Below are 16,139 nucleotides of genomic sequence, written 5' to 3' on the forward strand. Positions count from 1 at the left end.
CGGTCGAGCGCTTTGTTCCCACAAAGGGCAACTGCATCGTCAAACAGGCCGAAGGAGACACAAGACCACCTCTTGCGCCGATTTCAGCCAATCCGGCGCATTCCATCCAAAAGTCGTTGCGAATTTCGCGCTCGCCAGCCGCGAATTGGCCGGGCGCCGTGCTTTGGTCGGACAATCGCTGGTCGCGATGTCGCGCACCCGCGCTGTGGGCCTGCCATACCGTGCGCTTGTGTCGAGTATATGCCGGGCAAAGCCGCTCCAGTTGGTCTCGCCGGTACCGGCGAGATGATAGATGCCGTAGCCGTCAACGTCACCGCGCAGCATTGACGCCGCATGCAGGATCGAGTCGGCAATATCAAGTGCGGATGTCGGATTTCCCCATTGGTCGGCGACCACGGCGATCTCGTCGCGGTCGCCGGCCAGCCGCAGCATGGTTTTCACGAAATTCTTGCCGAACGGGCTGTAGACCCAGGCGGTGCGCAGGATCAGATGGCGCGGATTGACGGCGGCCACGGCCAGCTCGCCGGCAAGCTTGGAGGCGCCGTAGACGCCGAGCGGTGCGGTGGCGTCGGTCTCGACATAGGCGCCGTCCTTGGTGCCATCGAAGACGTAGTCGGTCGACAGATGGATTACGGGCACGCCGAGCTTCGCGGCCGCCTCGGCGACCTTGCCGGCGCCGACGGCGTTCACAGCGAAGGCAAGATCGGGCTCGTCCTCGGCCTGGTCGACGGCGGTGTAGGCGGCAGCCGACACCACGATATCCGGCCGCGCTGCCGCGAGTGCGTCGAACACCGTATCGGGCCGCGCCAGATCGAGCACTGGGCGGCCGAGGGTGACGACCTCGATGCCATCGCGCCTCTGCCCGGCCTCCAGCAGGCTGGCAGCGACCTGACCGTCGCGTCCGGTGACAACCAGCCTCACGCCGCGCCCTTCCTGCCTTCAACCTGGCCGCGCGACCGGACTTGCCCCAGCCGCTCGCCGGCGTAGCGCTGCTCGCGGATCGGTCCCCACCACCATTTGTTGTCGAGGAACCAGTCGACGGTCCTTGCAAGGCCGCTGTCGAAACTCTCCGCCGGCGCCCAACCGAGATCCCGGCCGATCTTGGAGGCATCGATTGCATAGCGGCGGTCGTGGCCGGGCCGATCGGTGACGAAGCTGATCAAATCGCGGTAGCTCCTGCCGCCGCTGCGCGGACGCCTGATGTCGAGCAGGCCGCAAATCGTCTCGACGACGCCAAGGTTGGTACGCTCGGAATTGCCGCCGACATTGTAACTTTCGCCGGGCTGGCCCTTTGTGGCGACCAGTTCCAGAGCACGGGCGTGATCCTCGACGAACAGCCAGTCGCGCACATTGGCGCCAGCGCCGTAGACCGGCAGCGGCTTTTCGTCGAGCGCGTTGAGGATGACCAGCGGGATCAGCTTTTCGGGGAAGTGATAAGGCCCGTAATTGTTCGAACAGTTGGAGAGCACGACCGGCAGGCCGTACGTCTCGTACCAGGCCCGCACCAGATGGTCGGATGCGGCCTTGGAGGCGGAATAGGGCGAGGATGGCGCGTAAGGCGTCTCCTCCACGAACATGCCGCCATCGAAGGGCAGATCGCCGAACACCTCGTCGGTCGAGACATGGTGGAAGCGGAAGCGCGCCTTCCTGTCCTCGTCAAGGCCGCGCCAATATTCGAGCGCCGAATTCAGCACCCGGTAGGTACCGACGATGTTGGTCTCGATGAAGGCGCCGGGTCCGTCGATCGAGCGGTCGACATGGCTTTCGGCGGCGAGGTTCATGACGACGTCGATCTCGTCGCGGTGGAGGATGTCGAGAACCGCCCGCTCGTCACAGATGTCGGCCTGCGCAAATTTGTAGTTGTGTGCATTCTCGATGGTGCGCAGCGAGGCCAGATTGCCGGCATAGGTGAGCTTGTCGAGATTGGTCACATGGTAGGCCGGATTGGCGCACAAATGCCGGCACACGGCCGAGCCGATGAAGCCGGCACCGCCTGTCACCAGAAAATTCATGGCGCTCTCCTCACATCGTCGCGCGTCATGCGAACACCTCGGCCTCAGCAAGCGCCGACGCCTTGAGGTCCTTGGCCGAGAGCTCGAAGGCGCCGGCCGGCGACGGCCAATCGATGCCGATATCAGGATCGTCGAAACGGATCGATCGATCATGCGCCGGCGAATAGGTGTCGGTGACCTTATACAGAACCTCGGTGTCCGGCACGAGCGTGACGAAACCGTGCGCGAAACCCTTCGGCACGAGGATCTGGTTGCCTCTCTCGGCCGATATTTCGAGCGCGACCCATTTTCCGAAGGTTTTCGAGCTGCGGCGGATGTCGACCGCCACGTCGAGAATGCGGCCTCTGATTACGCGCAGCAGCTTGTCCTGCGCGTGTGGAGGCAGTTGATAGTGAAGCCCCCGCACGACACCTGCGGCAGCCGAATAGGAATGATTGTCCTGGACGAAACGCAGATCGATGCCGGCCTCGGCAAAGGCCTCGGCATTCCAGGTTTCGATGAAATAACCGCGCGCATCGCCGTGCCGCTTCGGCACGATTTCCAGCACGCCGTCCAAACCGAGCTGCCTGACTTCCAGCACCCTATGTCTCCGTCAGCTCGGTGACACGCCGGCGCAGATAGGCGGCGTATTCGTTCTTGCCCAGGCGCGTGGCGCGCTCAAGCACCTTGTCGGCGGTCAGCCAGCCCTGCTCGAAAGCGATTTCTTCAGGACAGGCGACCTTGATCCCCTGGCGGTGCTCGATCGTGCGCACGAAGGAAGAGGCTTCATGCAGGCTGTCATGCGTGCCGGTGTCGAGCCAGGCATAGCCGCGGCCGAGCTGATGCACATGCAATTTCCCGCGCTCGAGATAGACGTTGTTGACCGCCGTGATCTCGAGTTCGCCGCGCGCCGAGGGCTTGATCGTCGACGCGATGTCGACGACCTCATTGTCGTAGAAATAGAGGCCGGTGACCGCCCAGTTGGACTTCGGCTCCCGCGGCTTCTCCTCGATCGTCAAAGCCGTGCCGCTGAGCTTGTCGAACGACACCACGCCGTAGCGCTGCGGGTCCTCGACATGGTAGGCGAACACCGACGCGCCGCTTTGGCGCTGCGCAGCAGTGCGGCAGAGCTGCGACAGGCCCTCGCCGAAATAGATGTTGTCGCCGAGAATCATCGACACATTATCCTTGCCGATGAAGTCGCGGCCGATGATGAAGGCCTCGGCAAGCCCGTTGGGCTGCGCCTGCTCGGCATAGGAGAATTCGACCCCGAATTCCGAACCGTCGCCCAGCAACTCCCGAAACACCGGCAAGTCGCGAGGTGTCGAAATGATCAAAATCTGGCGGATACCGGCGAGCATCAAGACGCTCAGCGGATAAAAAATCATCGGCTTGTCGTATATTGGCAGGACTTGCTTAGAAATCGCTAGTGTAAGCGGATACAGGCGCGCGCCGCTACCTCCTGCAAGGATGATTCCTTTCAACAAGCTCTCCTCGAATTGCCCAGGCCCCCAGCTTGACGCCCGTTGCTCGTGGCTAGGTTTCATGCAATGGCTTGTCAATCTCGGTCCTGAATTGGTGATCACCTGACAGCTGGGACAGAATTAGCTCGAATTTCTTACGAAGAACTCGCTGTGGCAACCCCGCTGAGAACGCCCAGCGCCACGACGTCAAGCGGTCTTTTTCATTTCCCGGGGGCAGGCGGTTCCATTTCGCCGCCCCACCGGGAATGTGCTTGTGGTCTGGGGAACAGAAAAGGGTCACGAGCGAATTTGCGGTTGACAGCATAGCCTACTGCAATATTACGAGCCTGACTTTCAACCAGCAAAAGTAGAATAATGAAATTTGGGTCAAGCGGTATTCGAGGTCTGGCTTCGGAATTGGCTGGAAGACCCAGCGGACTTTATACCGAGGCCTTCGCTTGGCGCTTGGTTTCCAGCGGAGTCCAGTCGAATAGCCTCGTCTTCGTCGGCCGCGATTTACGCGACAGCAGTCCGGCCATTGCCGACAACTGCATGGCGGCATTGGCCGGAAGTGGGTTTCAGCCGATTGATTGCGGTGCCATCCCGACGCCTGCTCTTGCCCTCTATGCTCAAAAACACGATGCACCGGCTCTCATGGTAACCGGTTCTCATATCCCCGCTGATCGCAATGGCATCAAGTTCTATGGCCCGCACGGTGAAATCGACAAGGCGGACGAAGCCGCGATGACGCGCTACGTGACCGAAAAGTCAGATGCATACTGCTTGCCACCTCGTCCTGAAACGGTTTGGCCAACACGTCATGACGAGGCTATCGCGACCTATCGAGAGCGCGCCAATGATGTACTCGAGCCGGGCTCCCTTTCCGGGATGAGACTCGGGGTCTATCAACACAGCTCAGTCGCGGCGGAACTGTTGGTACAGGTTCTTGAATCGTTCGGCGCTAGTGTGGTTCCCGTCGGGAAAACTGAAAATTTCGTCCCCATTGATACGGAGGCCGTTGACATAGCTACAATGGCAAAATTCAAGGGTTGGGTTCGAGAATTCAATCTCGACGCCATAGTGTCGACCGATGCGGACGCCGATCGGCCACTTGCCGTAGACGAGAACGGCGATCTGTTTCGCGGCGACCTGATTGGCCTCGCTACGGCCTTGTTCTTGAAGGCAGACACAGTCGTGACGCCCGTGACCTCCAACTCAGGCATTTCGAAAACCTTCGGTTTTGAGGTCCTGAGGACAAAGGTTGGGTCTCCATTTGTCATCGAAGCCATGGAAGCGACAAACGGTGCCGGCGGCATCATTGTTGGCTTTGAGGCCAATGGCGGTGTTCTTTTGAGGTCGGATTGCAAGCTGACCGGGAAGACATTGACCGCACTGCCAACACGGGACTCGCTGCTTCCGATCTTGGCTGTCCTCGGAACGATGGCATCGACAAGAAAAAAGCTGTCGCACTTGTGCGGGCTTTGGAGCCTTCCGGTGTGCGCAAGCGAGCGCCTTCAGAACTTTCCCCTGGAAAGTTCGCGCCGATTGATGGATCACCTCGCAACCTGGGGTGCGCTACAGCAATTTCTGTCCCCATTCGGGACTGTGGCCGAGGTCGACGAAACCGACGGACTTAGAGCGCGAACGCTCATAGGCGAAATCATACATCTGCGTCCGTCCGGCAATGCCCCGGAGTTGCGCTGCTACGCGGAGGCGGCGAATTACGACAGGGCGACAGCCATCGTGGAGCTGACGCTGAAGAGGGCGCAGGCATTCGCGTCCACAGACGAAATAGAGGTTATTTGATGAAAGTGGTTCCGGTCATCATCAGCGGTGGCGCTGGTTCGCGGCTATGGCCGGCCTCGAGGCAATCACACCCTAAGCCTTTCCTGAGGGTGGCGGATGGACATTCACTCATCCAGCATACCGCGCTGCGCGCAGCTTCAGTACAGGACGTCGTGGAGCTCGTTACCGTGACGTCCAGGGATCATTTTTTTCTTACGAAAGACGACTTCGACGAACTGGATACTATCGCTCTGCCGCGTACTTTTCTGCTTGAGCCAGAGGGCCGGGATACGGCCGCCGCGGTGGCTGCGGCAACCATCCATGCCAAGGCAACACAGGGTCTCGATGCGATTCTGTGCATATTTCCGGCGGATCATATGATTGGCGATCAGCCGGCATTTCTGAGCGCCATGAGCCGAGCCATCGAACATGCGCAGCAGGGACGTATCGCAACCCTGGGTATAGGCCCGGACAGGCCGGACACCGCATTCGGCTACATCGAGGCCGACGGCGAAAAGGTCGTCCGTTTTGTTGAGAAACCGGACATCGAGGCGGCCAAATCCTATGTGGCGTCCAAGCGTTTCTTCTGGAACGCCGGCATCTTCTGCTTCAAAGCGCAGGTCATGCTCGACGAGATGGCTTCGCATTGCCCCGCAGTGATCGACGCCGTTCTCGATAGCTACGAAAACGGTAGCTTCAGCCGCGGCGAAGGCTTTACCAATATCGAACTCTCATTCGAGCATTTCGCCTTGGCCCCGCGTATCTCCCTCGACCGTGCGGTGATGGAAAAAACGCTTAATCTTGCTGTCATCCCCTGCGAAATGGGATGGAATGACATTGGATCATGGAACGCAATGGCCGAACTGGTCGCCCCTGACGGCAGCGGTAACAGGATTCGGGGCGATGTTCACATGGTGGACACCGTGGGCAGCTACATAAGCTCGGATAAGCGAGTGATTGGCACGGTCGGCATCAGCGGCCTGGTGATCGTCGATTCCCCGGACGCATTGCTTGTCGCATCCCGTGACCACGTCCAGGACGTCAAGAAGCTCTTCGAGGTGCTCAAGGCTTCGGGACATGAGGCGCATTTGCTTCACAACACGGTGCACCGACCCTGGGGCACCTACACGATTCTGGAGGAGGGTGAGCGTTTCAAGATCAAGCGTATCGAGGTGAAGCCGGGCGGGCGCCTGAGTCTGCAGATGCACTACCACCGCTCCGAGCATTGGGTCGTGGTCAGCGGCACTGCGAAAATAGTCAACGGTGACCAAGAATTGTTGCTGACGACCAATCAATCCACCTATATCCCTTGCGGCCACAAACATCGCCTCGAGAATCCTGGCACCATCGGCTTGGTGATGATCGAGGTCCAGAGCGGCGAGTATCTCGGCGAGGACGATATCGTGCGCTTCGACGACGCATATGGTCGTACCTGACAATCCATTTCATTTGGCCCTTCATTTGGCTCGCAGGCGGGGCGGGCAATCATCGGAAACGGGCTGGGGAAAAAGACACATCGAGAGCATTGATGACCAAAACAGCTTTGATAACCGGCATTACCGGGCAGGACGGCGCCTATCTGGCGGAACTCCTGCTCGAAAAAGGCTACGAGGTCCACGGACTGGCGCGGCGATCGAGCACGGCCGACGTCAACACGACGCGCCTGAAATGGCTTGGCATCGAGAAGGACGTCCGGATCGTCGACGGTAACCTGACGGATCTGTCCGGCCTGGCGCGGACCATGCGCGACATCAGGCCGGACGAAGTCTACAATCTTGCCGCCCAATCCTTCGTCAAATCCTCGTGGCAGCAGCCGATCCTGACCGGCAACGTCACCGGAATAGGTGTGACCAATGTGCTGGAGGCGCTTCGCCTCGAGATGCCCGGGGCGCGTTTCTATCAGGCTTCGTCGTCGGAGATGTATGGTCTCATCCAGGAACCCATGCAGTCGGAAACCACCCCCTTCCACCCGCGTTCCCCTTATGCCGTAGCGAAGCTCTATGGCCACTGGATAACGATCAATTACCGCGAGAGTTTTGGCCTGCATGCCTCAAGCGGCATCCTGTTCAATCACGAATCACCGCTTCGCGGCATTGAGTTCGTAACCCGCAAGGTTACGGATGCGGTTGCGCGAATCAAGAAGGGCCTGTCCAGCGAGTTGCGGCTCGGCAATATCGATGCCAAGCGCGACTGGGGTCACTCGAAGGACTATGTCCGCGCCATGTGGCTGATGGTGCAGCAGGACCAGCCGGACGATTATGTCGTCGCCACCGGCAGGACGACGACCGTGCGCGACATGTGCCGCATTGCCTTCGAGCATGTGCGGCTCAAGGTCGATGACCATCTGGTCATCGACCCGGACTTGTTCAGGCCCGCCGAGGTCGAAACTCTGCTTGGAAATCCGGCAAAGGCAAAGCAGAAGCTAGGCTGGGAAGCGACGATCACGCTGGAAGAAATGATCCGTGAAATGGTAGACGCCGATCTCGAACGCCACACCAACCCGTCGAGACGCTGAGTTGAGCAGAGAGCTTTTTTGCCATTATGGTCGATAGGTTGATTCATCGCATCCTGATAACCGGGGCAAGTGGATTTGTCGGCCGAGCACTGGTAGGGTTGCTGCAGCGGGAAGTTGCCGGCTGCAAGGTGTTCGCGCTTGGTCAAGGCGAAGGACAGCGAAACGCGGTCGACTTGTTGGACCGGGGTGCCGTCGACGGTGTTGTTTGCGAGATACAGCCCACCGTGCTTTTCCATTTGGCGGCGGTGGCAGCGCCTTCCGATGCACGCAATGCGCCGCGACATGCCTGGGACGTCAATGTAACGGGAACGATGAACCTCGCCGAATCTGTCATGCGCCACGCGCCGAAGGCACGGTTCGTTTATGTCGGCAGTTCGGAAGCCTATGGCGCTTCGTTCCTGAGCGCGAACGGTCCGGTGACGGAAAGCGCGCCACTCCGGCCGATGACCGTCTATGGCGCCACCAAAGCTGCGGCAGACCTGATGATCGGGCAGATGGCTTATGACGGTCTGCGCGCCATTCGCTTTCGCCCCTTCAACCACACCGGCCCTGGCCAGTCCGACAGCTACGTGGTCTCCGATTTCGCACGCCAGGTCGCCGAGATCGCATCGGACAAAAGAGAACCAGTCATTCACGTGGGAAATCTGGAAGCGGAGCGCGATTTCCTCGATGTTCGCGATGTCGTTCGTGCCTATGTGAACTCCGCGATACTGGATCTGGATGCCGGACCGGGCCATGTTTACAATATCGCGTCCGGACACCCCCGCAAAATCCGGGATATCCTTGACGCGCTTGTCGCGCAGTCAGGCATCGACATCGAAGTGCGTGCCGCCCCAGAAAAACTCCGCCCGAACGACATTCCCGTAGCGTCAGGTGACGCGTCAAAGGCACGCGCCGAGTTGAATTGGCAGCCTCTGGTGCCATTCGAGCAGACAATGGCCGACGTTTTCGGATATTGGCACCAGCTATGTAACGCCCGCTGACACTGCAGCGCGCAAGAGGTTGATCAAATGTTCCGAAGCCTGTGGCAATATCGCCATTTCATCGTCTCCTCCATCAGAGGTGATCTGAAGGGCCGTTTCGTACGATCCCGTCTGGGCGGCCTTTGGTTCATCCTTCACCCACTCGCGCAGGCCGCGATCTTCTCGATCGTGCTTTCAGAACTCTTCAAGGCACGGCTTCCAGACACGGACAGCCCCGCGGCCTATCCGATCTATCTTCTGTCCGGCTTGGCCGCATGGACGCTGTTTAGCGAGATACTCACGCGCAGCATGACCGTCTTTATCGAGCAAGCACCGGTGATGAAGAAGATTGCCTTTCCGCGGCTATGCCTGCCCATAATTGTCGGTGGCACGGCGCTGATCAATCACCTGCTGCTATTGCTCGCTCTTTTCATTATCTTCATCTTCCTCGGACACCTGCCAGGCCGCGCGTTGGTCCTGTTACCGCTTGGAATCGTCCTGATTGCGGCCATCGGTTTTGGCCTTGGCGTCATCCTGGGCGTGATGAACGTATTCATCCGGGACATCGCGCAGGTCATGACAATCGTGCTGAACCTCTGGTACTGGCTGACACCGGTTGTCTATCCAGCAAATGTCCTCTCGGAAAAGTACAAACTTGTGCTCAGTCTAAACCCGATCACACCGTTGGTGGCGATCTATCAGGATGCACTACTATTCAACCGTTGGCCAAACCCGGAAAGCCTGATCATGCCGGCGATTCTAGGAATCATTAGCATGAGCTTTGCCATCGTGTTCTTTCGCCGAGCAAGCCCTGAACTCATCGACGTGTTGTAACCATGACCGTGCTAGCCGTAAGTCATTTGTCAAAACGCTATGCAAACTATGAAAGCAACCTCAAAAGGTTTGCCGGCTGGTTTGGTGCGCCTATCACACCCACCGAGGAATTCTGGCCGGTCAAGGACATTTCATTTTCCATCTCGGCCGGAGAGGCGCTAGGGCTGATCGGCCAGAATGGCGCCGGCAAGAGTACGCTCTTGAAGCTGATTACTGGCACGGTGCGGCCGACCGAAGGCACGACGCATGTGGGCGGCCGCATAAGCGCTATCCTGGAACTGGGGCTCGGCTTCAATCCAGAGTTCACCGGCCGGCAAAACGCCTTTCACGCCGGCGGGCTGATGGGCCTTTCACAAGCACGGCTGGCTGAACTCATGCCGCACATCGAGGATTTTGCCGAGATCGGAGAGTTCTTCGATCAGCCATTGCGAACTTATTCGAGCGGCATGCAGGCGCGCCTGGCCTTCGCTCTTGCCACCGCCGAACGGCCGGAGGTGCTGATCGTCGACGAAGTGCTTTCGGTTGGAGACAGTTATTTCCAGCACAAGAGCTTCGACCGGATACGCGGTTTCAGGGCCGCTGGCACGTCGATTATTCTTGTTACCCACAGCTTGGGCGACGTCAGAGCGCTCTGCGACAGGGTGATCCTGTTGGACAAGGGGCAAGTACTGAAGGACGGGCAGCCTGACGAGGTCGTCGACTACTACAACGCCTTAATCGCAACAAAGGAGAACAAGACGCTGACTGTCGAGCAGCGGCGAGAAAAGGGCGGGTGGACGTTCACTAGGTCAGGGACGTTTCAGGTAAAAGCATCGTCGCTGGACCTTCTCGATGCGGAGAGCCGCGAGCCGGTGAAGATCGCCAGCGTAGGCCAGCTTCTAGTGTTGAGACTGGTAGCAAAAGCAGAGGCGGATGTTTCTCGACTAGTGCTCGGTCTTATGCTGCGTGACCGCACCGGTCACGTCGTCTGGGGTACCAACACCTGGCACACGAAACAGGCAGTCGAGAATGTCAAGGCAGGCGATGAGATTGAATTTCAGCTGCCCTTCACCTGTACTCTTGGCCAAGGTTCTTATTCCTTCTCGCCATCGCTCACCAGTTCAGACACCCATTTGGAGAACAACTACGAATGGCAGGACAATGCACTGGTGTTCGATGTGATCAATACGAGCCAATCGTTCTTCATCGGAACGTCAGCGCTTGACGCGCAATTCGTCATCCGAGGGGCGGCCACGTGAACGGACTTGAACGAGCAATCATGACAAGCAGTTGTATGGACTGCGCCGGTATCACGAAAGTTCAGGAGGCAGGGCGCATTCTGGATATGCCAAACGGCCCAGTTCAGATCATGCACAACGGCTTGCGAGTAAAGGCGGGTGGATATCATGGTGACTGGATGGCGCAGGTTATCCGTTCACTTCGGGGGCATCATGAACCGCAGGAAGAGCTCGTCTTCCATCATATTTTACGCTACGTGCGCCACAATTCACTGATCGTCGAGCTTGGCTCCTTTTGGTGCTACTATACTCTTTGGTATCTGCAAGAAATTGCCAATTCGACTGCGATCTGCCTCGAACCTGATCCGAACAATCTTCAATTGGGTCATGACAATGCGGGCCTAAATCGGTTGGAGAGTCGCATCGATTTTCATCTGGGCTGTGTCGGCGGCGAGAGCCTCGAAAGTCTTGAGCTGCGTTGTGAATCGGATGGGCAGATTCGCGCGGTGCCATGCTTCGATATGGAAGCGGTGTCCAAATTGGCGAATGGGCGAATCATCGAAATGCTGCATATGGACGTACAAGGGGCCGAACTGCCTTTCATTCGCTCTATGTCGGCAGCAGTAGGACGCGAGCAGTTGCGATTTGTGATTGTATCGACTCACCATAGCAGCATTTCCGGTTCGCAAACCACTCATGCCGATTGCAGGCAAGCATTGCTGGATTTGGGAGCCATCATCCTGGCCGAGCATGACGTGCAGCAGTCATACAGCGGTGACGGACTGATTGCTGCGAGCTTCTTTTCAGAGGATCGCCGCATCGAGCTTCCGCTTGTGTCGCTGAACAATGCCCATCTTTCGCTGTTTCCTGAGCTCTGATGATATTCACCTCATACGCGCAGAATTTCGAAGACGTGATCTTGTGGCGCGCCCTCAAGTCCATTGAGCGCGGATTTTACATCGATATTGGCGCTCAGGATCCAGTGGTGGATTCCGTCAGTCTCTCGTTTTACGAGCAAGGTTGGCGCGGGATACACATAGAACCTACGGCCGCATACGCCGCCAAGATACGCGATGCGCGACCGGACGAGGAGGTGATCGAGGCAGCAATCGGTACGGACACAGGTTTCCTGACTCTCCATGAATTTCCGGGCACGGGCCTTAGCACCGGGGATCCTGTCGTTGCCAAGCGGCATATCGAAGCTGGATACGAAATGAAGGAGCAATTGGTTCCGCTCCTCAGCCTCCAGAACCTGTTGAACCGTCAGATCGGGAGGGAGGTTCACTGGCTCAAGATCGACGTCGAAGGCATGGAATCTGCCGTCGTTAAAAGCTGGGGGGCTTCCGCTGTGCGCCCCTGGATTGTGGTGATAGAAAGTACCTTGCCGATGTCGACGGCAAAGAGCCATGACGAATGGCACCCCCATCTCAAGCGGCTCGGATATGAATTCGTCTATTTCGACGGCCTGAACCGCTTTTATGTCAGTAAAGAGCATCCAGAACTGAAGGCCTCATTCGGGCCAGGCCCGAATATCTTCGACGAATTCGTTTTTCCTGCCTTTAGCCAATCCGGCCTACTTGTGCCGTTGAGGCAGCGCATGGAAGCCATGGAGGAGGAAAAGGCGGAGGTCGAAAATGGTTTGGATGCGGCGAATGCGGAAATCTGTTCGCTGAATGCGAGGCTTGCCGCTCTCCAGGTTGACTTACAGAACCTTGATATGGAGCGAAGGGCTGCTGAGGGGGCTGCCCGAGCGGGCTTACAGAAGCTCGATTTGGAGCGAAGGGCTGCTGAGGAGGCTTTTCGAGCGGACTTACAGAAGCTTGATGTGGAACGGAGGGCGGCCGGCGAGGCCATCCGCGCCGCATTAGCAAAGGCTCTCGAGTTCGACAGGCGCGCGCAGGAGATATACCAGAGTCGATCCTGGCGCCTAATGCGGCCCTATCGCGCTATAGGACACGCGGTAAAGAAAGGCGGGGCAGTCGGCTTGGCATCGCTGCCGAGACGAATTGCAGCCGGCGTCTTGTCCCGTTTCATTCGCCTTGTGCTCGCCCGGCCCTCTCTAAAATGGCGTATTATAGCTTTTCTGCGAAGGTATCCTGAAACCTTGCGCCATCTACAGGCATTTGCGCGATCCCGCGGTTTCATCGCTAGTCCTGCGGCGGTGCAGGATCCCGGCCCCATGGCGATGGCGGTTCCAGCATCTTACTCTCCCTCCGGCATTGCCGGTGTGTTTCTAAACGTCGCTCCCGAAGGGGTGAGCAAGCGAATTAGTTCGCGATCCAAACGGATACTAGAAATGCTCGAAACCCATCGGAAGGAGCGTCACTAGCATGCGCATCGTTATCGATATGCAGGGGGTGCAGGGGTCGAGTGCGAAGCGCGGCATAGGAAGATATACGCTAGCATTCGCGCAAGCTGTGCTCAAGAGTGACCGGGATCACGAAATCCTGATTGCGCTGAACGGTGCAGACACTGATCTCGTCTTGGATATCCGTTCGGCGTTCACTGGGATGTTGCCACAGGACAACATCAAGGTCTGGCATACCCCGAAGAAAGTCTCCGATCTATTTGACGGAGATCCGTGGCTGCGAAGATCGGCGGAAGTATTGCGCGAAGCGTTTCTGGCGAACCTACGGCCGGACGTCCTGCTCGTATCCAGCCTATTCGAGGGGCTCGACAGCAGCACCGTCACCAGCATCGGGCAGGTTACGACCCGCATTCCTACTGCCGTTATCCTTTTCGATCTGATTCCTTATCTCCATCGCTTTCCGTATCTGCAGAACCCCAGCATCGAGACCTGGTACGAAAGAAAGCTCGATCATCTCCGGCGAGCCGACGCATGGCTTGCGATTTCGGAGGCAACGCAACGCGATGCCATTAGATGGCTCTCTTTGCCGCCTGAGCGGGTCGTCAATATATCGAGTGCTGTGGATGATAACTTCAGGACCATGGATCTCTCGGAGACTGATAGAGATCGTATCAATAAAAGGTACGGCCTGTTTCGACCCTTCGTGATGTATACGGGTGGAATTGACTACAGGAAGAATATCGAAGGGCTGATTCGAGCCTTTGCGAAACTCCCAACGGATATACGCAAGGCCCATCAACTGGCCATTGTCTGCAGTATTCAGGAGGATAGCAGGGCAACGCTATCTCATCTTGCCTCCAGTCTCGGGCTGGATAGCGATGAACTTGTGTTGACAGGCTACGTCCCAGAAGACGATCTCGTCCAGCTATACAACATGTGCTCCTTGTTTGTTTTTTCATCCACCTATGAAGGTTTCGGATTGCCCATATTGGAGGCGATGCGCTGCGGCGCGGCCGTGATTGGCGCCAACTCATCGAGCATCCCGGAGGTCATAGGCTGGAATGAGGCGATGTTCGACCCAACCTCCGACGACGCCATCTCGGCCAAAATGTCGGAGGCGCTTTCCGACACCAACTTTCGCTCGAAGCTCATTGAAAATGGCGCGCAACGCGCCAAGCTCTTCTCATGGGAGGTCACTGCGTCTCGCGCCTTGGATGCGATTGAGGAGCTGCATCGCTCGACTGCCAAGAGAGCGCCGGATCCCGGCCAAAAATCCAGACCTAAACTTGCCTACTTCTCTCCGCTTCCGCCGGAAAGGAGCGGCATTGCAGGCTTCAGCGTCGAGCTTCTTCCGGAACTGGCGCGACACTACGACATCGATGTGATCGTTGCGCAGAAAGGCGTGTCAGATATCTGGGTGCGGGCGAACGTTCCCGTCCGCAGCATCCAATGGTTCGAAAAAAACGCCTCCTCCTATAATCGGATTCTGTACCATTTCGGCAACTCGATGTTTCATGAGCATATGATCGGCTTGCTCGGAAGATTTCCTGGCGTCGTCGTGCTCCACGATTTTTTCCTGAGCGGCCTCCATTCGTACCGACAGGTCCATGAAGGGATGGCGAACGCGTGGGACCGGGAACTCTTCCATTCGCACGGATATCCCGCGATCTGGGAACGCCTGCGAACGAGTGTCGATACGATCCAGAAGTATCCTTGTAGTCAGAGGACCATCGAGGATGCCTCCGGGCTGATCATCCATTCAAACTATTCCGCGAAACTGGTCCGGGAGTATTACGGAGCTTCGTCCCAGATCAATATGCGGACCGTCCCGCTCGCCCGCGCCGCTGTGAAACTCCTGTCGAAACAGGCAGCTCGAAAAGAACTTGGCATCGACGAGGATGCATTCGTTGTCTGCAGCTTCGGCATACTAGCACCGACAAAGCTCAACCATCGCCTGATGGACGCCTTGTCGGCGTCCGCCCTGTCTAGGGACAAACAATGCAAGCTTGTGTTTGTCGGTAGCAATGGGTGGCCGGAATATGCCGCGCTCCTCGAAAAGAAAAAGAGCTGGTTCACTGGAATTACGGGGTGGGTAAGCGACGAGACATACAGGGTGTACCTCGCGGCCGCCGATGTCGCCGTCCAATTAAGGACAGATTCGCGCGGTGAAACTTCCGCCGCAGTTCTTGATTGCCTGAACGCGGGGTTGCCTACGATCATCAACGCGAATGGATCGATGGCTGAGATCGATCCAGAAGCGGTGATCCAGCTTGATGATGCTTTTACCGACGAGGCCCTCACCGATGCCCTAGACCGGCTACATGGGGATGCCGGCCTGCGAAGGACACTCGCAACACGAGCGCAGAATTATGCGGCCACGCGCCATTCGCCACGGCTCTGCGCGGACATGTATGCGGACTTCATCGAATCCGTCTATGGTGGGGTAACAGTGCAAGATGTGCTCGGCGCCGTGGCGGCGCTGCCGGAAGTGCCTCGCGCTGGCGAAGACCTCGTGACGTTTGCCGAATGCGTCGACAGGACTATTCCCCGTACAGCAAGGGTGCCTAATCTGCTGATCGATATCTCCGGGCTTGTTACCGGGAAGGATCATGCAAGGAAGCAAGAGTTGATAACGACCATCAACGAACTTCTTCTTGATCCGAGCCGAGATCGCCGCGCGGAAACGATCTCTTTCGATGCCGAAATCGGCCGATTTCGTTATGCACGCGATTTCACGTTCTCCATGCTGGGGTGCCCAATCGCACTCGGGGAAGATAGCGTCGTGGACGTTCGCAACGGGGACGTTTTCGTGAACGCGGACCCGTCGATATCCGGCGGCGATGCGCGCAGGGATGCGATCGTTCTGGAATGGAAAGCGCAAGGAGTAAGTGTAGGACATACAATTGCTGAATGGAGGAAACGGGCAGTTGCTAATCCCGCGGCGCCCCCCTTTGGGGCCGGCCTCATGGTGATACGAGCGTGACAGCCCGGAATATAGAACGTGGGGCCGAACTCAGCAAATTTCCTGCGATCGTGGTCGTAATCCACGGTTGCCTGAAGACAC

Annotated in this window: 12 protein-coding genes and 1 pseudogene; 9 read left to right on the top strand and 4 right to left on the bottom strand. The window is 57.9% G+C overall.

Annotation, left to right across the window (positions count from 1 at the left end):
• Positions 1 to 39: 39 nt before the first annotated feature.
• The 4 genes from rfbD to rfbA are packed head-to-tail and all read right to left on the bottom strand — an operon-like array spanning position 40 to position 3,475.
• Positions 40 to 921 carry a dTDP-4-dehydrorhamnose reductase gene (gene rfbD / locus X757_RS160655; protein ID WP_023725245.1) on the bottom strand — a complete coding sequence of 294 codons (882 nt, stop codon included), beginning with the start codon at positions 919 to 921 and terminating at the stop codon, positions 40 to 42.
• Positions 918 to 2,012, bottom strand: a complete 1,095-nt coding sequence (gene rfbB, locus X757_RS160650) for a dTDP-glucose 4,6-dehydratase (protein WP_023725246.1) — start codon at positions 2,010 to 2,012, stop codon at positions 918 to 920. The genes rfbD and rfbB overlap by 4 nt, the downstream gene beginning before the upstream one ends.
• Positions 2,013 to 2,037: 25 nt before the next feature.
• Positions 2,038 to 2,592 (bottom strand): dTDP-4-dehydrorhamnose 3,5-epimerase, encoded by a 555-nt coding sequence (gene rfbC, locus X757_RS160645; protein WP_023670703.1) that lies wholly within the window; start codon positions 2,590 to 2,592, stop codon positions 2,038 to 2,040.
• A 1-nt stretch (position 2,593) separates the two neighbouring features.
• Positions 2,594 to 3,475, bottom strand: a complete 882-nt coding sequence (gene rfbA, locus X757_RS160640; RefSeq protein WP_023725247.1) for a glucose-1-phosphate thymidylyltransferase RfbA — start codon at positions 3,473 to 3,475, stop codon at positions 2,594 to 2,596.
• A 354-nt stretch (positions 3,476 to 3,829) separates the two neighbouring features.
• On the opposite strand from rfbA, the gene X757_RS160635 reads away from it, so the two are divergent.
• The 9 genes and pseudogenes from X757_RS160635 to X757_RS160605 all read left to right on the top strand — a co-directional run bounded on the left by X757_RS160635 (position 3,830) and on the right by X757_RS160605 (position 16,058).
• A complete protein-coding gene (locus tag X757_RS160635) occupies positions 3,830 to 5,260 on the top strand; it encodes a phosphomannomutase (RefSeq protein ID WP_023703166.1) in 1,431 nt (476 codons plus the stop codon).
• Positions 5,260 to 6,675, top strand: a complete 1,416-nt coding sequence (locus X757_RS160630) for a mannose-1-phosphate guanylyltransferase/mannose-6-phosphate isomerase (protein WP_023725248.1) — start codon at positions 5,260 to 5,262, stop codon at positions 6,673 to 6,675. The genes X757_RS160635 and X757_RS160630 overlap by 1 nt, the downstream gene beginning before the upstream one ends.
• Positions 6,676 to 6,767: 92 nt before the next feature.
• Entirely contained in the window at positions 6,768 to 7,754 is a 987-nt protein-coding gene (gene gmd, locus X757_RS160625; RefSeq protein ID WP_023703169.1) for a GDP-mannose 4,6-dehydratase, read from the top strand.
• Positions 7,755 to 7,792: 38 nt separating this feature from the next.
• Positions 7,793 to 8,737, top strand: a complete 945-nt coding sequence (locus X757_RS160620; RefSeq protein WP_245271491.1) for a GDP-mannose 4,6-dehydratase — start codon at positions 7,793 to 7,795, stop codon at positions 8,735 to 8,737.
• Positions 8,738 to 8,764: 27 nt separating this feature from the next.
• Positions 8,765 to 9,550 (top strand): ABC transporter permease, encoded by a 786-nt coding sequence (locus X757_RS160615; RefSeq protein WP_023703171.1) that lies wholly within the window; start codon positions 8,765 to 8,767, stop codon positions 9,548 to 9,550.
• A 2-nt stretch (positions 9,551 to 9,552) separates the two neighbouring features.
• Complete coding sequence (locus X757_RS160610) at positions 9,553 to 10,788, top strand: ABC transporter ATP-binding protein (RefSeq protein WP_023703172.1); 1,236 nt, start codon at positions 9,553 to 9,555, stop codon at positions 10,786 to 10,788.
• A gap of 158 nt (positions 10,789 to 10,946) precedes the next feature.
• Positions 10,947 to 11,438, top strand: a pseudogene (locus tag X757_RS1000000169645) (FkbM family methyltransferase); the annotation flags it as partial.
• A gap of 206 nt (positions 11,439 to 11,644) precedes the next feature.
• Complete coding sequence (locus X757_RS1000000165645; protein ID WP_023703174.1) at positions 11,645 to 13,096, top strand: FkbM family methyltransferase; 1,452 nt, start codon at positions 11,645 to 11,647, stop codon at positions 13,094 to 13,096.
• 1 nt (position 13,097) lies between these two features.
• A complete protein-coding gene (locus X757_RS160605) occupies positions 13,098 to 16,058 on the top strand; it encodes a glycosyltransferase (protein WP_023725252.1) in 2,961 nt (986 codons plus the stop codon).
• Positions 16,059 to 16,139 lie beyond the last annotated feature (81 nt).

Source organism: Mesorhizobium sp. LSHC412B00, assembly GCF_000503035.1.
In the GTDB taxonomy this organism is placed as follows: Bacteria; Pseudomonadota; Alphaproteobacteria; order Rhizobiales; family Rhizobiaceae; genus Mesorhizobium.

Excerpts from the sequence above, each read along its gene's own strand:
- gmd (WP_023703169.1), top strand. The coding sequence starts at position 6,768 with ATGACCAAAACAGCTTTGATAACCGGCATTACCGGGCAGGACGGCGCC.
- X757_RS160610 (WP_023703172.1), top strand. The coding sequence starts at position 9,553 with ATGACCGTGCTAGCCGTAAGTCATTTGTCAAAACGCTATGCAAACTAT.
- X757_RS1000000165645 (WP_023703174.1), top strand. The coding sequence starts at position 11,645 with ATGATATTCACCTCATACGCGCAGAATTTCGAAGACGTGATCTTGTGG.
- X757_RS160605 (WP_023725252.1), top strand. The coding sequence starts at position 13,098 with ATGCGCATCGTTATCGATATGCAGGGGGTGCAGGGGTCGAGTGCGAAG.
- X757_RS160615 (WP_023703171.1), top strand. The coding sequence starts at position 8,765 with ATGTTCCGAAGCCTGTGGCAATATCGCCATTTCATCGTCTCCTCCATC.
- X757_RS160635 (WP_023703166.1), top strand. The coding sequence starts at position 3,830 with ATGAAATTTGGGTCAAGCGGTATTCGAGGTCTGGCTTCGGAATTGGCT.
- rfbB (WP_023725246.1), bottom strand. The coding sequence starts at position 2,012 with ATGAATTTTCTGGTGACAGGCGGTGCCGGCTTCATCGGCTCGGCCGTG.
- X757_RS160630 (WP_023725248.1), top strand. The coding sequence starts at position 5,260 with ATGAAAGTGGTTCCGGTCATCATCAGCGGTGGCGCTGGTTCGCGGCTA.